General features: G+C 63.6%; 15 protein-coding genes. 2 read left to right on the forward strand and 13 right to left on the reverse strand.

From position 1 onward, the window contains the following. Positions 1-109: 109 nt before the first annotated feature. The 6 genes from NKI69_RS15740 to NKI69_RS15765 all read right to left on the reverse strand — a co-directional run bounded on the left by NKI69_RS15740 (position 110) and on the right by NKI69_RS15765 (position 8,625). On the reverse strand, positions 110-1,606 hold the full coding sequence (locus NKI69_RS15740) for a sugar ABC transporter ATP-binding protein (protein WP_352721936.1): 1,497 nt from the start codon (positions 1,604-1,606) through the stop codon (positions 110-112). Continuing rightward, positions 1,606-2,652 (reverse strand): SMP-30/gluconolactonase/LRE family protein, encoded by a 1,047-nt coding sequence (locus NKI69_RS15745; RefSeq protein WP_023814018.1) that lies wholly within the window; start codon positions 2,650-2,652, stop codon positions 1,606-1,608. Before NKI69_RS15745 ends, NKI69_RS15740 begins: the two co-directional genes overlap by 1 nt. Further along, positions 2,649-4,772: an ABC transporter permease gene (locus tag NKI69_RS15750; RefSeq protein ID WP_023814019.1), complete on the reverse strand. Its 2,124-nt coding sequence runs from the start codon at positions 4,770-4,772 to the stop codon at positions 2,649-2,651. Before NKI69_RS15750 ends, NKI69_RS15745 begins: the two co-directional genes overlap by 4 nt. A 77-nt stretch (positions 4,773-4,849) precedes the next feature. Further along, entirely contained in the window at positions 4,850-5,875 is a 1,026-nt protein-coding gene (locus NKI69_RS15755; RefSeq protein WP_023814020.1) for a sugar ABC transporter substrate-binding protein, read from the reverse strand. Positions 5,876-5,935: 60 nt separating this feature from the next. Next, entirely contained in the window at positions 5,936-6,922 is a 987-nt protein-coding gene (locus NKI69_RS15760; protein ID WP_023814021.1) for an ABC transporter permease, read from the reverse strand. A 269-nt stretch (positions 6,923-7,191) separates the two neighbouring features. Further along, positions 7,192-8,625: a DHA2 family efflux MFS transporter permease subunit gene (locus tag NKI69_RS15765; RefSeq protein ID WP_023814022.1), complete on the reverse strand. Its 1,434-nt coding sequence runs from the start codon at positions 8,623-8,625 to the stop codon at positions 7,192-7,194. A gap of 137 nt (positions 8,626-8,762) precedes the next feature. Here NKI69_RS15765 and NKI69_RS15770 point away from each other — a divergent pair, with 137 nt between their 5' ends. Continuing rightward, positions 8,763-9,764, forward strand: a complete 1,002-nt coding sequence (locus tag NKI69_RS15770; RefSeq protein ID WP_023814023.1) for an ornithine cyclodeaminase family protein — start codon at positions 8,763-8,765, stop codon at positions 9,762-9,764. Further along, positions 9,761-11,242, forward strand: coding sequence for an HAL/PAL/TAL family ammonia-lyase (locus NKI69_RS15775; RefSeq protein WP_023814024.1), 1,482 nt, complete (start codon positions 9,761-9,763; stop codon positions 11,240-11,242). Before NKI69_RS15770 ends, NKI69_RS15775 begins: the two co-directional genes overlap by 4 nt. An 11-nt stretch (positions 11,243-11,253) precedes the next feature. On the opposite strand, the gene purU is transcribed toward NKI69_RS15775, so the two are convergent. Genes purU through NKI69_RS15810 form a run of 7 tightly spaced genes read right to left on the reverse strand, consistent with a single transcriptional unit; the run spans position 11,254 to position 17,403 of the window. Then, positions 11,254-12,135, reverse strand: coding sequence for a formyltetrahydrofolate deformylase (gene purU / locus NKI69_RS15780; protein ID WP_023814025.1), 882 nt, complete (start codon positions 12,133-12,135; stop codon positions 11,254-11,256). Continuing rightward, positions 12,132-12,932 carry a 3-methyl-2-oxobutanoate hydroxymethyltransferase gene (locus NKI69_RS15785; RefSeq protein ID WP_031213845.1) on the reverse strand — a complete coding sequence of 267 codons (801 nt, stop codon included), beginning with the start codon at positions 12,930-12,932 and terminating at the stop codon, positions 12,132-12,134. Before NKI69_RS15785 ends, purU begins: the two co-directional genes overlap by 4 nt. Positions 12,933-12,966: 34 nt before the next feature. Next, complete coding sequence (locus tag NKI69_RS15790; protein ID WP_013530832.1) at positions 12,967-13,281, reverse strand: MocE family 2Fe-2S type ferredoxin; 315 nt, start codon at positions 13,279-13,281, stop codon at positions 12,967-12,969. Positions 13,282-13,292: 11 nt separating this feature from the next. Further along, positions 13,293-14,414 (reverse strand): fatty acid desaturase family protein, encoded by a 1,122-nt coding sequence (locus tag NKI69_RS15795; protein ID WP_352721941.1) that lies wholly within the window; start codon positions 14,412-14,414, stop codon positions 13,293-13,295. Positions 14,415-14,424: 10 nt separating this feature from the next. After that, complete coding sequence (locus NKI69_RS15800; protein WP_352721943.1) at positions 14,425-15,606, reverse strand: aldose 1-epimerase family protein; 1,182 nt, start codon at positions 15,604-15,606, stop codon at positions 14,425-14,427. Positions 15,607-15,622: 16 nt separating this feature from the next. After that, positions 15,623-16,405 carry an ATP-binding cassette domain-containing protein gene (locus tag NKI69_RS15805; RefSeq protein ID WP_502900180.1) on the reverse strand — a complete coding sequence of 261 codons (783 nt, stop codon included), beginning with the start codon at positions 16,403-16,405 and terminating at the stop codon, positions 15,623-15,625. Next, positions 16,402-17,403 (reverse strand): ABC transporter permease, encoded by a 1,002-nt coding sequence (locus tag NKI69_RS15810; protein WP_352722100.1) that lies wholly within the window; start codon positions 17,401-17,403, stop codon positions 16,402-16,404. Before NKI69_RS15810 ends, NKI69_RS15805 begins: the two co-directional genes overlap by 4 nt. Between the last annotated feature and the right edge of the window lie 52 nt (positions 17,404-17,455).

Consider the following 17,455-nt stretch of genomic DNA (forward strand, 5'->3'; position numbering starts at 1 on the left):
GGCATGGATCCTCGGGTCTGCGCCGCGTCGCTGCGCGCCTTGCTCCGCCCGTGGATGACGAAGGGATGGATGTCCTGGCCAATTATCAACGTAGGCACCAGCCAAAAACCTAATGCACGGCCGCATACATGATCTTCTCCTCCGTAGCCTCCGCCGGCGAAAATTCCTCGACGATACGCCCTTGCCGGCAAACCAAAATCCGGTCCGACAAATTCATGATCTCCGGCAGGTAGGACGAGATGACGACGACGGCCAGGCCCTCGTCGGCCAGCCGGTTGATGATCTGGTGGATCTCGGCGATCGCGCCGACATCGACGCCGCGCGTCGGCTCGTCGAAGATGACGATGCGCGGCTGCTGCACCAACCCCTTGCCGATCACCACCTTCTGCTGGTTGCCGCCGGACAGTTCGACCACCCGCGCATTGTCGTTGATCGCCTTGATGTTCAGCGTCTTCGTCCATTCGGCTGACAGTGCGCGCATCTCCTGCGCGTTGATCACCCAGGCCTTTTCGCGGCCCGCCGCCAGCAGTCCGCCGAACAGGTTCTCGGCAATGCCCATCGTCTCGAAAATACCCTCGCTCTTGCGGTCCTCGGTGACATAGACGATGCCGTCGGCCACCGCTTCGCTCGGCACGAGATAGCGCACGGGCTTGTCGTCCAGCTCGATGGCGCCGCCGCGCAGAAAATCGCGCTTGTAGATGCCGGAGACGATCTTGAAGGTCTCGGTGCGGCCCGAGCCGATCAGCCCGAACACGCCGGTGATCTGGCCCTCGAAGATCGAGAAGGACGTGTTGCGCACGACATTGCTCATCGAAATGTCCTGCACCGACAGCACTTTCTTGCCGGCCTTGCGCAGTTTTGCTTCGTCGCGCTGGCGGTAGATCTCCCCCGATAAAGTGCGCCCGACCATGGCGGAAACGATCCTGTCGCGGTCGAAGGCGGACGTGTCGTCGGTGATGACCAGCTCGCCGTCGCGCAGAATGGTGATGCGGTCGGCAATCTCGAGCGCCTCTTCCAGCGCGTGGCTGATGAAGACGATCGACACGCCGCTCGCCTTCAGCCGCCGGATCAACGCGAAGAAGTGCCGCTTTTCTTCTGGCGTCAGCGTCGCCGTCGGCTCGTCGAAGATGATGATCTCGGCATTGTGGTGCACCGCGCGCGCGATCTCGACCATCTGCCGCTTGGCAGCACCCAGCGTCGCCACCATCGCGTTCGGGTCGACTGGAAAATTCAGCGATTGCAGGAACTGCTGCGCGGAGATGTAGGTGCCGCGCAGCCGGTTGAGGAACTTTTCGGTGCCGAGATAGAGGTTCTGCGCGACCGTCATCGATGGGACCAGGCTGGTCTCCTGGAACACCATTGCGATGCCGGCCTCGAGGGCCGCATGCGGCGAAGCGTAGGCGATCTCCCGGCCCTTGTGGAACATCTTGCCTGAGGTGGCATCGACCACGCCGGCGATGATCTTGGTCAGCGTCGATTTTCCCGCGCCATTTTCGCCGAGCAGCGCATGGATCTCACCCTTGCGCAGGTCGAAGCTGACATTCTTCACCGCGGGCACGCCGCGGTAGTTCTTGGTGACATTCTCCAGACGGACGATCGGTTCCATCAGAAACCTCCCGTGGCGACGGAAAGGATGCAGTCGCCCCCTTTGGAGGCGACGAACAGAAGGCCGTCTTTTTCCGCAACACTGCAGATGCCGTGGCGCGTGCCGTTGGCGCGGCTGTGCAGGCTGAATTGCGGCTGCATCTTCTGGTCGAGCCTGACCACCAGCCCGTAGGAGCGGCTCGGCGACCATGGCTTGTGGATGCCCATGGTGCGGATGCCGCCGCATTGCAGCGGCTCGAGGAAGCTGCGGCTGGAGGCCAGCGCCGGCGCGATCCAGTAGGCGGGCGGCACCTGGCTCAGCATGTCCTGACGGTAATGCGTTTCCTGCAGCACGAATTCGATCAGCCGGTTGCGCGGCGCAAACAAGGTCAGCCAGGCGCCACCATCGGCGGACGGCGATAGCCGCGCGGGATAGCCGGGCAGATGCGTCAGCGCCGTGGCGCGATTGCCGTCTGCGCTGAAGCGCACCAACTGATGGCGCCAGCTCTCGCTGACCAGCACATCCCTGCCGACGGGGTGCAGGCCATAGGGAAAGGCAATGTCGCCGGCGAGTTTGCGGAAATCACCGCCCGCGGCGTCTCGCTTCCAAAGCGAACCGGACGCGCCCTTCCTCATCAGATCGGCGGCCCATTGCGACGGCGCATGCTCGGCCGAGCCGTTGGCCAGCCACAGCGTGCCGTCATCCGCATAGGCAAGTGCGGTGATGCAGCTGAGGTCAGCCGGCAGCGAAACCTCCTCGCCTGATACCAGCAGCTTGCCGCTCTCCAGCCCGACCGTCAGTTCGCCGGATCGCGACAGCGCCAGCGCCGTGACCGGAGACGGAAAGGTTTCGACAACCCTGGGCTCGGTTCCGGCAGCAATCGAATAGATTGCGTTGCCGCTGGAGGCCAGCAGCCTGCCATCGGCAACCAGCAGATTGTCCGGCTCGGTCAGCTCAGTAAAAGCCAGCGCGTCATCCAGCAATGTGTTGGGTCGGAAAGCGCCATCGAGCGGCGGGATGGTCACCGCCTTGCCGCGAAACAGGTCCAGCACAGGATCGAGGATCATGGCTTTGCTCCCCAATAGGAAGCGGGGCTGGTCCAGTTCGGGTCTGCGCCTGAAATCTTGTAGCGGCCGATGCGGTTGTTGAGGATGCCGCCGACGAACAGATATCCCTTGTGCTCGCGCATCGAGGTGACCATCGGGTGCGCGCCACCCGTGAGATCGCCCATCGCCTCGACGATGCCGCCCTTTTCGTTGAATTTCACCACGCCGCCGGTGTTGATGTTGGGGAACAGCCATTCGTCCTGCGGCAAGCGGCGCGTCATGCGCTTGCGCATATCGGGGTGGCGCAGCGACAGGTCGAAGCTCGGCGTGCGCATGCCAAGCCACGCCATCCAGTAATTGCCGTCGGAGGCGCGGTTGATGTTGTCGGGGTAGCCCGGCATGTCGCGGATGACACACTCGGCGGTACCGGCCTTCGGCCCCTCCAGCCAGTAGCGGTGCACGCGGCAGGCCCAGCTTTCGGCGAAGAACAGCGACTTGCCGTCGTGCGCCATGCACACACCATTGGTGTAGCGATAGCCGTCGAGCAGCGTCTTCGTCGAACCGTCCTTCGGCTCATAGACCAGCAGCCGGCCGGTGGCGCGGTTCTCGATCGAGTCCAGCGCCCAGTCATGGGCGTCGTAGCGCTTGGTCGAGTCGGTGAAATAGATGCGGCCGTCGGGTGCGATGTCGCAGTCGTTGGGGTCACGCAGCCGCGCATCGTCGACGATCGAGGTCCAGGAGCGCGACGTTTCGGCCGACAGGCGTTTGACCTCCCGATCCGGCGAGACGGAGTAAAGCCCCATGGCGCCGACGCAGCTGATCAGATTGCCCGATTTGTCGAAGGCGAGGCCGAGCGGAAAGCCGCCGATATGGGCAAACACTTCCGATTTGACATAGTCCGGCGCGAAGAAGCGGACGATCTCGCCATGGCGCGTGCCGCAATAGAGATTGTCGTCGCGGTCGAGGATGACGTCTTCTGGCCCCTCCAGTTCGCCAAGCCCGATATGGTCGGCTGCCGACAGCCTGTTATCAAGCTCGTAGGGCGTGCCCGAGCCGGGTGCGGCCGACTGCGTTTCGCCCATTCTGAGATAGACAGGCGCGACATAGACCTCGTTGAGCACCTTGTGGCGGTTCTTCAGCCAGCGAATGTCAATGGTCACCGCCACCGCCAGCATGATGCCCAGCACCATCTGGTTGGTGCCGGTGCCGTAGCCCAGCCGGATCAGGCCGTTGGTCATGGTCAGCACGATGATGGCGCCCATCAGGCCCTTGATCACCGAGCCGCGCCCGCCGCCGAGGCTGACGCCGCCGACCACCGCCGCCGTCAGCGCCATGATCTCGAGGTTGAGGCCCGTGCCCGGCCCTGCCCCGCTCAGCCGGCAGGCGATGAGGAAGCCGCCGATCGAGGCGCAGAAGCCGGAGAAGACGTAGGTCATGAACACGGTGCGGCGCACGCGGATGCCGGCATTGTGCGCCGAGCGCCTGGAACCGCCGACCGCCAGCACATGCCAGCCCGGCCGCGAACGGGTCAGCGCGATGTGGGTGACGATCGCCAGGATGATTGCCAGCCACACCGAGACGGACAGCCCCCAGAAGGTGCTGTCGCCGATGAAGTCGAGCACATCCGATGTGGCGGTCGAGAGCTGTACGTCGGCGGCATAGGTGGTGACCAGGATGTCGAACAGCGCCCGGCCGAAGATGAAGGTGACCAGCGTGGTCAGAAAGGCGCGCAGCCTGAGATAGCCGACGAGGTAGCCGTTGATGGCGCCGAAGATGAGACCGGTGGCCAGCGACGCAGCCAGCGCCAGCCAGATCGACTGTTCGAGGATGAAGAAAACATAGACGGCGGAAAAGCAGGACAGCGCGAAGATCGAGCCGACCGACAGGTCGATGCCGCCACCCAGCATCACCACCGTCATGCCGGTGACGACCATCGAGAACTCGCCAAGCTGGCGGGTCGATTCCTGCAGCGCCGTCAGCTTGAAGAAGCCGGGAATGATCGAACCGAAGGTTGCCAGCGTCGCCACCAGCGCCAGGAACGGAATGGCGTTGTCGGTCCAGCGTTTGGTCAGGATCTCGCCGACGACATGGTCGGGCACGAGATTGTAGCGCCAGGACTGGAGGCGTTCGCGAAAGGACATCGGCAGCTGCTATTCCATGAGAAAGAGGTGGCCGGGCAATCCGGCCACCTCGTTGATCGGTGTTGGCAAGGATCGGCTTATTTCGCAGCCGCTTGCGCCTGCAGCGCCTTCAGGTCCCAGCAGCTGTCGGGCTTCAGGTCGGCCTTGGTCGTCGCCTTTTCCAGCGTGTAGATGTAGGTGTGCGAGGTGCCGGCCGGCTGGCCGCTCTGCAGCAGGAACTTGATGATCGCGTTCATGTCGCCCGACTGGCGAGCAAGATCGGTCATCACCACGGCGCCATAGGTGCCGTCCTGCAGCTTGTCGCAATCGGCCGCCTTCTCGCCACCGCCCGTGGTGACCAGGAACACCTTGCCGTCGAGCTTGGCGTCGCGGATCGCGGCGGCCGCGCCGGTGGCGTCACCATCCCAGAAATCGATGATGGCGCAGATGTCCGGGTTCTGCTGCAGCATCGTCGTCGTCACGTTGCGCGAGGTCGTCGCATCCCAGTTTGAATCGGGCTTTGCCACCACCTTGAAGTCGGGATTCTTGTCCAGCACCTTCATGATGCCGGCATACTGATAGAGGCTGGAGGAGTTGGCCTGGTCACCCTGCACAAGGCCGATCTTCTTTGACGAGTTCGGGCCGCAGCCCTTGATCGCCGCTTCGGCCTCGAGCTGGCCGAGCCGGTCCCAGTCGCTGCCGACAAAGGCATCAGCCGGGAAGTTCGCCGGATTGTCGACCAGTATCACGTAGGTGCCCGCGGCCTGCGCCTTCTTCATCAGCTTGGAATAGGAGTTGAGGTCCGGCGCATGGATGATCAGCACGTCCGGCCTGGTGTCCGACGAGATGGCGTCGGTGATCGCCTGCGCGCCGGCATCGACGACCCAGTTCGGGTCACGCGTCTCGAATACGCCGCCCCAGGCCTCGACTTCTGTCTTCAGGTAATGCGACCAACCCTGCGCCAGGTCGAAGCCCATCGCCAGCGGCACCAGCATGACGCGCTTGCCCTTGAGCGCCTGCGCATAGGCGGCCGGGCCGGGATCATCGGCGGCAAAGGTTGGCGCCACGAAAGTGGTAACGGCAAGCGCCGTGGCGGCGGCCATAAGTGTCTTGATCAGTTTCATGTCAGATCCTCTGTTTTTGCTGTTGCTGTTCACGGCCGGCCCCAACCGTCCGCGGTAGGTTTAGATATCGCCTTGCTGGGCGGTCTGCTCGTCACGTGGATTGATGATGCCGTCGACGATGATGGCGCCGAGCAGGATCGCTGCCTTGATCAGGTTCTGGTAGAGCAGCGGAATGTCGATGATGGTCATGGCGTTGAGCAGGATGCCGATCAGTGCCGCACCGACCAGCACGTTGCGCACCCCGCCGCGCCCGCCGGACAGGCCGATGCCGCCGATCACCGCCACCAGCACGATATCGTAGAGCAGCGTTGAGTTGACGACCCGGGTGTTGATCGAATGCAGGCTCGCCGCCGTCAGCAGGCCGGCGACCAGTGCGACCAGGGCGGAAAGCACATAGCGCAGCACCAGCATCGGCCGCACCGGAATGCCGATGTTGCGCGCCGCCACCGGATTGTCGCCGGCGAAATAGATGTAGCGTCCCCATTTGGTGTAGCGCAGGAACAGGAAGAACAGGAATGCCAGGCCGGCGAAGACGAACACCTCGATGGGAACATCGAGGAAGCGCAGGCCGCCGAGCAGCTCGACCCAATGGCCCTGCGGCACCGGCACGGCATCCTGCGTGATCAGTTGCGAGCGCACATAGCCGAAGACGAAGGAGCCTGTCGCCAGCGTCACGAAGATCGCCGGCACGTCGGCATAGGCGACGAGAAAGCCATTGAGCAGGCCGATGGCCAGCACACCGGCCAGCACATAGGCGAAGGCCAGCCCGTCCGGCGTCCCCGAATTCAGAAGTTGCAGATACCAGGCGACAGACATCGCCATGATCGCGACGGCGGAGAGGTCGATGCCGCGGCCGATGATGACGACAGCCATGCCAAGGGCCAGAATGCCGAGCACCGACACCGAGCGGACAATGGCGACAAGGTTGTTGGGGTCGATGAAGCCCGGCAGGCCTATGGCCGCTGCAACGAACAGCACCACCGCTATGGCAAAGACAATGCCTTCCTGATTCAGGCTCCTGTAATTCGGCCAGCCGATCGTGTTCATGTCTGCGTTTGCCCCGATGGCAGCGCTGCCATCCCTGGGAAAGAACGCTAATCGGCCCAACGCCGGTTCGTCAAATGAATCCGCGCTCGGAACCCAGGCCGGCAGCGATATTTACCGAGTGGACGCGTCGATTGCCGAAGCTGGCGCAATGCATGGAAAAGCCTGCACTTTGGCAATTGGTTGCGCCATTGCGGCCGCTCGCGAAAGCGCTGCACTACGGCGAAAGGACGAGACGGAATTTATCTCCGCATCAGGCGGAAAAATCGATCTCAATTTCCCGGCGAGTGGCCGGAAACCTCCGCGCCCGCACTTGGCGGCAGCACGAGAAAACGCAACGCCGCCACCAGCCCGATGGCGCCGATCGCCAGGAAGGCGATTCGAAAATCCACAAGGTCGAGAGCGGGGCGATCCCTGACGATCTGCGACAAATTGAGGATCGCCGCCGCCACCGCGACGCCGAACAGCATCGCCACCTGCTGCAGCATCGAGGACAGGGTCGCCGCCGAGCTTCGTTGCGCCGCATCGATGTCGGCGAAGGCCAGTGTGTTGAGCGCGGTGAACTGCATCGAGCGCGTCAGGCCGGCAATCAGCATCAGCGCCACCACCAGCGCCTGTGGCGTCTGCGGCGAGATCGCCCCGCAAGCCATGATCGAGGCCGAGGCGATGATGCCGTTGACGACCATCACCGAGCGGAAACCGAAACGCCGCAGCGTTGGCGTCGTCACCGTCTTCATGCCGAGATTGCCGAGGAAATAGGCCAGGATCATCAAGCCGGCATCGACGGGCGAGAGGCCAAAGCCGACCTGGAACAGCAGTGGCAGCAGGAACGGCGTGGCATTGATCGCCACCCTGAAAATGGTACCGGCGGCCAATGTCGAGATGGCAAAGGTCAGCACATTGAACGAGGAGAGATCGAGCAGCGGATGCGGCGCCCGCCGGAGATGCCGTACCGCCAGCCAGCCTATGACGATGCCGGCAACGATCAGCAGCGCTGTCGGCAGCACGCCGTCCTCCGGATGAGCAATGCGTTCAAGGCCATAGAGCAGCAGGGCAAGTCCGGCCGATGTCAGGAAAAAACCCGGCCAGTCGAGCGGCTTGGGGTCAGCCACACGGTCGCCCGGAATGAAGCGCGCGACCAGCGCCAGCCCGATCACGCCGAGCGGGATGTTGATGAAGAAATTCCAGTGCCAGGACAGATAGGTGGTGATGAAGCCGCCGAGTACCGGCCCGACCACCGGCGCAAACAGTGCCGGCCAGGTGATCAGCGCCGTGGCGTTGAGCAATTCGGATTTCGACGCATTGCGCAGGACGAGAATCCGCCCGACCGGCGTCATCAGCGCGCTGCCGAGCCCTTGCACGACACGGGCGGCGACGAACTGGGTCAGGGTTTGCGAGAGGCCGCAGGCGAGCGAGGCCAGGGTGAACAGGACGATCGCCAGCAGGAAGATGTTGCGCGCCCCGAACCGGTCGGCGAGCCAGCCCGACAGCGGCACGAACACCGCCATGGTCAGCATGTAGACGGTGATGCCGATGCTCATTGCCACCGGCGACACGCCGAAGGACGCGCCCATCTGCGGCAGCGAGGTCGAGATGATCGTCGAATCCAGCAACTGCATGAAGAAGGCGATGGCGACGATCAGCGCCACGCGCCGCGCATTGGTGGCCGTTTCGGGTAAGATTTCGGTATCGGGAATGGCAGTCATGACGGAACCGGTTTGAACAGCATTTGGCCGGCCGCGTCCAGAGATAGCGCAACAAACTTTCGTGTCGCGAAACTTTCGGGTCGCGCCATGGCCTGCTATGGGATGGACGGGGTGGCCGAGGAAAGTGTCTGCGTAAAATGAAGCCCATCTATATCGACTACCTCAATGCCCTCGACATCGATGCCCTTGCCATGACCGATGGTGAAATCATTGCCGCCGTCGAGGCTGGCCTGGTGGCGCAAGGCAACGGCCAGACGGTGATCGAGCCGCGCGTCCATCTCGAACCGGACCCGTCCTTCCACGGTCATTTCAATGTCTTGCGTGGCTACGTCGCGCCGCTCGACACGGCGGGCGTGAAAATCGTCGGCGACTATGTCGACAATTACCTGCATGGCCTGCCTTCCGAATTCGGCATCCTCAATCTGTTCGATCCGCGAACCGGCACGCCGCGCGCCATCCTCGACGCCACCGTCATCACCGACATGCGCACAGGCGCTGTCACCGCCATCGGCGCCAAACATCTGGCGCGCAAGAATTCCAAGGTACTGGCCCATATCGGCGCGCGCGGCACCGCCTACTGGAACGTGCGCCTGCTCGACCATCTCTTCGACTTCGACGAGATCCGCGTCCATTCGCGCCGGCCGGAAAGCCGCGACGGTTTTGCCGCCAAACTCTCCGCCGATCTCGGCAAGACGGTCACTGCGGTGGCCGACTGGAAGAGCTGCATCGAGGGCGCCGACATCGTCGTCGAAGCCTCGCGGCTGCCGGAGCCGCAGCCATTGCTGAAGACCGAATGGATCAAGCCCGGCGCGCTGGTCGTGCCCTATGGCACGATGAGCGCGGTCGAACTGTCGCTGACCGAGATCATGCAGAAAATGGTCGTCGACGATTGGGGCCAGTGCAAGGGCGGCAAGTTCGGCTCGCTGCGCGCCCATGTCGAGACCGGGCGGCTGAGCGAGAAGACGCTGCACGCCGAGCTTGGCCAGATCGCCGCCGGTCTGAAAGTCGGGCGCGAAAGCGACGACGAAACGATCCTATTCTGGCATCGTGGCCTGTCGCTGTCCGACATTGCGCTGGGCAAGGCGATGCTGGCCAAGGCGCAAGTGCAAGGCATTGGCCAGCGGCTGCGCTTCGCATGACCGTGCTCGTCCTCTCCGGAGCCGGCGTCGGCATTGGCGATGTCGCCGCCGTGGCCCGCGATGGTCGCAAGGTGGAGATCGGACCCGATGTCATCGGCAGGCTGCAGAAGGCGCGAAAAGTGCTCGACCAGGCCGCCGCATCCGGCCAGCAGATCTATGGCCTGAACACCGGACTCGGCGCCAATCTCGGCACTGCTGTCGACGGCGACGCCGGCGCCTTCCAGCGCCAATTGCTTGAAGGACGCAGCGGCGCCGTCGGCGAGGTGCTGCCGGTTGAAGCCGTGCGCGCTACTATGCTTGCCCGCGCCGCGATGCTGTCGGTTGGCGGCTCCGGCCTTTCGCCCTCCGTCTTCGTCGCTTTGGTCGACGCGCTCAACGCCGGCGTCCATCCCGTCATGCCGTCACTCGGCTCGATCGGCGCCGGCGATCTGGTGCTGATGACGGCACTCGCCCGCATGCTCACCGGCGAAGGCGAAGCAGACTATCAGGGCCGTCGCATGCCGGCGGCCAAGGCACTGATGATGGCGCGCCTCGCCCCCATCAGCCTGGCGCCCAAGGATGGGCTGTCGCTGATCAATGCCTCGGCGGTGTCCGCCGGCAGCGGCGCGCTTGCGGTGACGGATGCGCTGTCGGCTCTTGCCCAGCAACAGCAGACCGGGGCGCTGACCATGGAAGGTTTTGGTGCCAACCGCACCATCCTCGATCCGCGCTTGCACATGGCGCGCCCGGCGGCCGGCCAGCAGGAAGCAGCCAAGGTGCTGCACGATCTGCTCGTCCGCGACGAGGCGCTGGTGCCGACCACCTTGCAGGACCCGCTGTCGATCCGCTGCATGCCGTCGATCCATGGCGCGCTGATCGAGGCGATCGGTCAGGCGAGACAGGCTGTCGAGATCGAACTCAACGCCGCCGCCGACAATCCGCTGGTGCTGGGCGATGATGAGTTGGTGCTGTCGACCGGCAATTTCCACACCGCCGCACTGGCGCTCGCCTTCGAGACGCTCGGCCTGGCGATCGCCCAATGTGCCGCGGCCAGTGCCGCCCGCTTTATCCAGCTCACTGGCTCGGGCCGCAATGGCCTGCCGAAATATCTGTCGCCGGTCGGCGGCGCCTCGGCCGGCTTCGTGCCGCTGCAGAAGACAGTGACCTCGATCCTGGCCGCCATCCGCCACAAGGCTAATCCGGTGATGCTCGACTTCCTGGCCGTGTCGGAAGGCGTCGAGGATCACGCCACGCAGACGCCTCTGGCGGTTGCGAAATGCGCCGGGATGATCGAGCTGTGGCGGCGGCTGATCGCCTTCGAACTGATGGCCGCCGCACAGGCCATAGACCTGCGCGACGGCTTCACATTGGCGCCAGGCACCGCCGCACTTCACGCGGCGATACGCGCTCTCGTCCCCATGCTGAAAGAGGACCGGCCGCTCGGTATCGACGCCGAGGCACTTTACGCTGCGCTCGCCGGCGGAAGCTGGCCGGCCTGACGCGGCTTCGCTCAGAAAACGACGGTCTTGTGGCCGTTGAGCATGACGCGGGCTTCGAGATGCAGCTTGACCGCGCGCGCCAGCACCCGGCTTTCGATGTCGCGCCCGACGGCAACGAAATCCTCGGCGCTCATCGCATGGGTGACGCGTTCGGTCTCCTGATCGATGATCGGGCCCTCGTCGAGGTCGGACGTGACGTAATGCGCCGTCGCACCGATCAGCTTGACGCCGCGGTCGAAGGCCTGGTGATAAGGCTTGGCGCCCTTGAAGCTCGGCAGGAAGGAATGGTGGATGTTGATCGCCCGTCCGAACAGCCGGTCCGACAGGCTTTTCGAGAACACCTGCATGTAGCGCGCCAGGATGACCAGTTCGGCCCCTGTTTGCTGCACCAGGTCCAGCAGCTTCTGTTCCTGCTCGGCCTTGTTCTCCCTGGTGGTCGGCCAATGGTGGTAGGGAATGCCCTCCAGCTCGGCGAAGCGGCGGGCATCCTCGTGGTTGGAGACGACGGCGGCAACCTCCGCGTTCAGCCAGCCGACCCTGATCTGGTACAGCAGATGCAGAAGCGCGTGGTCGAACCTGGAGACCATGACGATGATCTTCGGGCGGCGCCCCTGATCGACGAGCGCGGTCTTCATGCCGAACCGGTCGACACTTGATTTCAAGGCCCGTTCCAGACTGTCCCTGGTCGAGCCTGGCGGGCTGATGAAGGCGATCCGCATGAAAAAGCGATTGGTCTGCCGGTCCCAGAACTGGCTGCTTTCGGCGATGTTGGCGCCGTTCGCGGCAAGCTCCGCCGTGACCGCGGCGACGATCCCCGGCTGGTCCTCGCAAGAAAGCGTAAGAATATGAACCGGCGCGGCGTCGTCCGTCGCATCATTGCCTTGAGATTTCACGCCCTGTCGACCCTTTTCATGAACAGGCTGAGCTCAGCCGGATCCATATGCACCACATGCTTGTCTTCGGGATAGGCAAGACTGTTGACATCGGCAACATATTCCGAGAACGCGGCGATACGCTCGGCCTGCAAACGATCATACTCGGCGGCGAAGTTGCGGTAGACCTTGGAGTGACGGGGCATGTGGCCACGGTTCTGGCCGAGGATGTCGTCAGCGAACAGATATTGCGCATCGCAACCGGTGCCCGCTCCCATCGACAGCATGATCAACGATGTCCGTTCAGAGATCGCCTTGGCCACCTCGACCGGTACGACCTCGATCTCGGCGCCGATGGCGCCGACAGTTTCCAGCTGCTTCACCGCCGCGAAGACCTCCATGGCGGTGTCGGCGGTCTTGCCGACCGCCTTGAAGCCGCCGGTCCAGGTGGCCCGTGACGGGATCAGCCCGACATGGCCGATCACCGGGATATTGTCATCGGCCATCCGCTTGATCGTGGCGTAACCGGCGCTGCAATAGACCGCGTCGGCGCCGGCCTTGTAGAGCAGGAAAGCCCAGCGCACGAAATCGTCCGCCGTGCCGATCTCGTAGAAATTGTCGCCCGGCATGGTGAACAGGCTGGGTGCGGCGTCCCGGTATTGCGGGTTGAGCACCAGTTCGGGCGGCACCGAGACGATGTCGACCCCCGCGCGCTCGGCGGCCTCGGCCTCGTCCATCGTCAGCACGCGCAGCATGGTCAGCTGTCGCTTGCCCTTCATGGCGCGCAAATCCGCCACCGTTGGTCTTTTTCGGCTCATCAAATGGGTTCCCTCAGTTGCATTCGGCGGCAGGTCAGCCGATCTGGATCATCACTTTGCCAGCCTCGACCTTCACCGGATAGGTGGCGAGATTGACGCATACCGGTGCGCCTCGGGCCACACCCGTCTTGTAGTTGAAGCGGCCATTGTGCTTGGGGCATTCGATGATGTCGTCCATCACCAGCCCATCGGCCAGATGCGCCTTCTCATGCGTGCAGTACCCGTCGGTTGCGAAGTACTCGTCATCGGGACTGCGATAGATGGCGAAGGTACGGCCGCCATGATCGAAGCGGATGACATCCTCTTCCTCGACATCGTCGACGCCACACGCTTCAACCCAGTCGGCCATCTGCTTCTCCCCTATTCCGCCGCCGCCGGAACGGTCAGCGCATGGAACTCGTCCCGGTACGGCCTGGCCGTCGGCGGCAATTCACGCTTGAGGAAATAGTCCTCGTACTGAAGCTGCTTCAGCAGCACCGGCCAGACCTCGCGATAGGCATGCCACATCGAAGGGTTCGGCGCGGGCAGATCATGCTTGATCAATTCATGCAGCCTCGGCAGCGCGTGATACGGCACCATCGGGAACATGTGATGTTCGACATGGTAGTTCATGTTCCAGTAGATGAAGCGGCTGATCGGGTTCATGTAGACGGTGCGCGTGTTCAGCCGGTGGTCGGTGACATTATCGGCCAGGCCGATATGCTGCAGCAGGCCGGTCAGCACCATGTGCCAGCTGCCGTAGAGGCGCGGCAGGCCGATCAGCACCAGCGGCAGGAACGACCACAGATAGAGCGCCAGCACGATCGCCGCGACATAGATGGCGACATGCCAGCGCGCGGCGGTGACCACCTTGTGAAGCTCCATCTCGGGGATAAAGCTTTTCTCGTCGGGCGAGATGCTGCCGAACGCATTGCGCACCAGCGTCGGCAGCGAATAGCGGAAATCGAGAATGCCGGTGAAGGCGAGTGCGGCGCGCAGCAGGTCCGGCGGACGCATCACCGCGATCTCGGCGTCGCGGCCGACGATGATCGTGTCGGTGTGATGGCGGGCATGACTCCAGCGCCAGGTCACCGGGTTGCGCATCAGCATGAAGCTGGCGATCTGGTAGACGGCATCGTTCATCCAGCGCGTGCGGAAAGCGGTGCCGTGGCCGCACTCGTGCCAGCGCGAGTCGCTGGACGAGCCGTAGAGCACGCCATAGACGAGCAGGAACGGCACCACCCACCACGTGCCCCAGAACCAGGCGATCCCGGCGGCAGAGCCCAATATGGCAACGATCCAGATGATCGTGTCGCGGATCGCCGGCCCGTCCGAGCGTTGCATCAGCTCTTTGATTGCCTTGCGCGGCACATCGGTGTGATACCACTCGGCCGAGGCCAGCCCGGTCTCGATCGCGGTGCGCGTGCTTTCCCCGACCAGGCTATAGTCGCGCTTTTTCTCCATCACATCGACCTCCGATTTCCAGCCCGCCAGCCGGAGCATTCGTTTCGCATCATGCCCTGTCCGCCAATCCCGGAAAATTGCCCGACGGCACAGGATAATCCTGTTGCGGCTGCCTGGCGATCGACGCGATCTTCGCTTCGGCCGCGGCGATCGCGCCGGCGCCGTCGAGCACCCGGAACACCGCGTCGTAAGAACGGCCTTCGCCATGCTCCAGCCAGATCATCTCGCCTCGCTCGCGCGCCGCGAGATTGCCCAAGACATGGTGTGTCGAGGGCTCTATGCCCAGCGCATACTGCCCTGCCTGGAAATTCTGCCATTGGTAGGCGCAAGGCAGCTGATCCTTGCGCGTGATCACTTCCAGGCCAAGCCCTATGCCGTCATTGACCACCGCCACCGGCACCTCGCCATTGGCGTCCGCCGCCATCTCGTGCTGCCAGACCTGCTCGCTGAAGCCCAGTCGCGGCGCCGGCACGGTGCGGTAACCGACCGTCTGCGCTTCGTAGCGTTCGCCTGCATGGCCAGCCCAGACGACATCGCGGATCGGCGCCAGATAGCGCGAGCCCTCATCGAGCAAGGGATGGCTGACGTTGACGTGGTAGAAATACATATGCGGCGTGCGGTTGAAGCCGTGATTGACGACGCGGTCCGACAGCCGGATCTCGTTGCCGCCGACATCGGCCTCGATGCGCCGCAGCAGGTGCAGATCCTCGCCGAACACCGCCGATTGCTGAACGACGCCTTCGGCCCAAAGCACGCAGCGGTCGCCATCCCAAATCTCGCCATAACCGGTCAACCGCGCCGGAATGGTACCGACGCGGCCATGCAGCGAATGGATCACGGTCTTCTTTCCCGGGTAGTTGTAGCTATCGGCCGGCACTTCTTCCCGACCCAATATGTGGTCGAGGCCGCAGGTGACAAGCAGCCCAGAAAACGAGCGTGCCCAGGCGAGCCCGCCCTCCCCCTCATAGTCGTGCAGGCCGGGGCTGCGAAAGCCGCTCGGCGAATGCCAGCCGATCGCCTGTCCCTTGAAGTCGCAATCGGCGATGTCGAGCGCCCGGTCGACCAGCGCCGTGAAACGCATGCCCGAGCCGGTGCGGAACTCCAGCATGCGAATGCCGCGTTCCACCCCGTCGGCAAGCGTCATCAGCCGCACGCCGGCAAATTGCGACAGCATGCCCGAACGTTCCGATACCTGCCGGCGCGAAAGCGTCTTGCCATAGAGTTCTACCATGTGACGGCCAACTTCTTCACTTCGCTCTCGTCTCTTTCAGCAGGGCCGACATGTCGGCGCCGGTGATGATGCTTTCCACGGTCAGAAGATCGGTATCGGCAACCGTCTGCTCGGCGACGATCTCGCCGCGGCGCATGACGATGATGCGGTCGGCAACCTGGAACACGTGGTGGATGTTGTGGGTGATCAAAAGCACGGAATGACCGGCCTCACGCACCTCCTTGACGAAGCGCAGCACGCCGTGGGTTTCCTCGACGCCGAGATTGTTGGTCGGTTCGTCGAGGATGATGACCTTGGCGGCGAACTGCATGGCGCGAGAAATCGCGATCGACTGCCGCTCGCCACCCGACAGCGTAGAGACCAGCGCATCGGCGTCGAGTTTTTTCGAGATGCCGACGCGCTTCAACAGCGCCGACGCCGCGTCGCGCAATTTGGCGAAATCGAGCGGCGCGAACACGCCCAGCCATTTCAGCTTGACCGGCTCGCGCCCAAGGAAAAGATTGCGCGCGATGCTGAGATCCGGCGCCAGCGACGTGTCCTGGTGGATGGTCTCGATGCCGAGATCCATTGCATCGCGCGTCGAGCGGATCGATGCCTTCTCGCCGCGCACATATATGTCTCCGCGGTCGGCTGGAAACACGCCCGAGATCGCCTTGATCAGCGTCGATTTGCCGGCGCCATTGTCTCCGAGCAAGGCCACCACCTCGCCCTCCTTGAGGGCAAAGGACGCATTCTTCAGCGCCCGAACGCTGCCGAAGGATTTTTGCAGATTTTGCAGCCGGAGAACTTCCATCGTCAGCCCCTTGCAGCGTTCTTCTGCAGCAAAGCGTGCAGGATGAGCATGGCGAGGATGATGAGGCCGACGAAGATGTTGTAGGCGAGGCCCGGCACGCCGATCAGCACGATGCCGTTGCGGATCGCGCGCAGCATCAGCGCGCCGACGATGGTGCCGAGGATCGTGCCGCGTCCGCCGGTCAGCGCCGTGCCACCGACCACCACCATGGCGATCACTTCGAGCTCGTAGCCGGTGCCGGCCACCGGTGAGGCGGCCGAGATGCGGAAGGCGCTGATCATGCCGGCCAGCCCCGCCAGGACCGAAGTCAGGATGAACAGCCACACCTTGACGGCGTCCGCCGGCACGCCGCGCGCCACCGCCGCGTTCCGATTGGAGCCGATGGCGCTGATCCAGTTGCCGAGCTTGGCATAGCGCAGGATGTAGATCGCCAGCAGCGATAGGCCGATGAACCACCACAGCGAGGTGTAGAACCGGAACGAACCGACATTGAAGCTGCCGGCCAGCAGCGTGACGAAAAAGCCTGGCTGGTCCCAGGATTTCAGCGGAAAGCCCTGTGTGATGTAGAGTGCCGCCCCGCGCACCACGAGCAGCATGGACAGCGTGACCAGGAAGGACGAAATGCCGATCTTGGTGACGATCAACCCGTTGATCGCGCCGATGGCGACGCACAGCAGAAGCCCGGCCAGAAGCGCGATGCCGATATCGACGCCTCCGTTCTGCACCAGAAGCATGACGACGACCGGCGCCAGCCCGAACACGGCACCAACCGACAGGTCGAATTCGCCCGCCGTCAGAAGCAGCGTCATGCCGAGCGCGATGATGCCGAGCTCAGGCAGGAACGCCATCATGTTGGAGATGTTGAGCGGCGACAGGAAATTGGCATCGGCGATGGCGAACACCGCAAGGAGGACAATGAGGATGACGAGCGAGGAGAATTGCGGCGAGCTCATAAGGCTCGATCTGCGTTTCCCGACAGGCATTTCGTCTTCTGCGGCGATCATCATGACTGCTTGAACCATGCTTTGAAGTGGTGCCCGCGGCCTGCGCCGCGGG

The sequence above is a fragment of the Mesorhizobium sp. M0491 genome, assembly GCF_040321265.1.
In the GTDB taxonomy this organism is placed as follows: Bacteria; Pseudomonadota; Alphaproteobacteria; order Rhizobiales; family Rhizobiaceae; genus Mesorhizobium.

What these genes read in the sequence shown, in the direction of transcription:
- NKI69_RS15740 (WP_352721936.1), bottom strand. Translation starts at nt 1,606, where the DNA reads ATGGAACCGATCGTCCGTCTGGAGAATGTCACCAAGAACTACCGCGGC.
- NKI69_RS15745 (WP_023814018.1), bottom strand. Translation starts at nt 2,652, where the DNA reads ATGATCCTCGATCCTGTGCTGGACCTGTTTCGCGGCAAGGCGGTGACC.
- NKI69_RS15750 (WP_023814019.1), bottom strand. Translation starts at nt 4,772, where the DNA reads ATGTCCTTTCGCGAACGCCTCCAGTCCTGGCGCTACAATCTCGTGCCC.
- NKI69_RS15755 (WP_023814020.1), bottom strand. Translation starts at nt 5,875, where the DNA reads ATGAAACTGATCAAGACACTTATGGCCGCCGCCACGGCGCTTGCCGTT.
- NKI69_RS15760 (WP_023814021.1), bottom strand. Translation starts at nt 6,922, where the DNA reads ATGAACACGATCGGCTGGCCGAATTACAGGAGCCTGAATCAGGAAGGC.
- NKI69_RS15765 (WP_023814022.1), bottom strand. Translation starts at nt 8,625, where the DNA reads ATGACTGCCATTCCCGATACCGAAATCTTACCCGAAACGGCCACCAAT.
- NKI69_RS15770 (WP_023814023.1), top strand. Translation starts at nt 8,763, where the DNA reads ATGAAGCCCATCTATATCGACTACCTCAATGCCCTCGACATCGATGCC.
- NKI69_RS15775 (WP_023814024.1), top strand. Translation starts at nt 9,761, where the DNA reads ATGACCGTGCTCGTCCTCTCCGGAGCCGGCGTCGGCATTGGCGATGTC.
- NKI69_RS15785 (WP_031213845.1), bottom strand. Translation starts at nt 12,932, where the DNA reads ATGAGCCGAAAAAGACCAACGGTGGCGGATTTGCGCGCCATGAAGGGC.
- NKI69_RS15790 (WP_013530832.1), bottom strand. Translation starts at nt 13,281, where the DNA reads ATGGCCGACTGGGTTGAAGCGTGTGGCGTCGACGATGTCGAGGAAGAG.
- NKI69_RS15795 (WP_352721941.1), bottom strand. Translation starts at nt 14,414, where the DNA reads ATGCTCCGGCTGGCGGGCTGGAAATCGGAGGTCGATGTGATGGAGAAA.
- NKI69_RS15800 (WP_352721943.1), bottom strand. Translation starts at nt 15,606, where the DNA reads ATGGTAGAACTCTATGGCAAGACGCTTTCGCGCCGGCAGGTATCGGAA.
- NKI69_RS15810 (WP_352722100.1), bottom strand. Translation starts at nt 17,403, where the DNA reads ATGATCGCCGCAGAAGACGAAATGCCTGTCGGGAAACGCAGATCGAGC.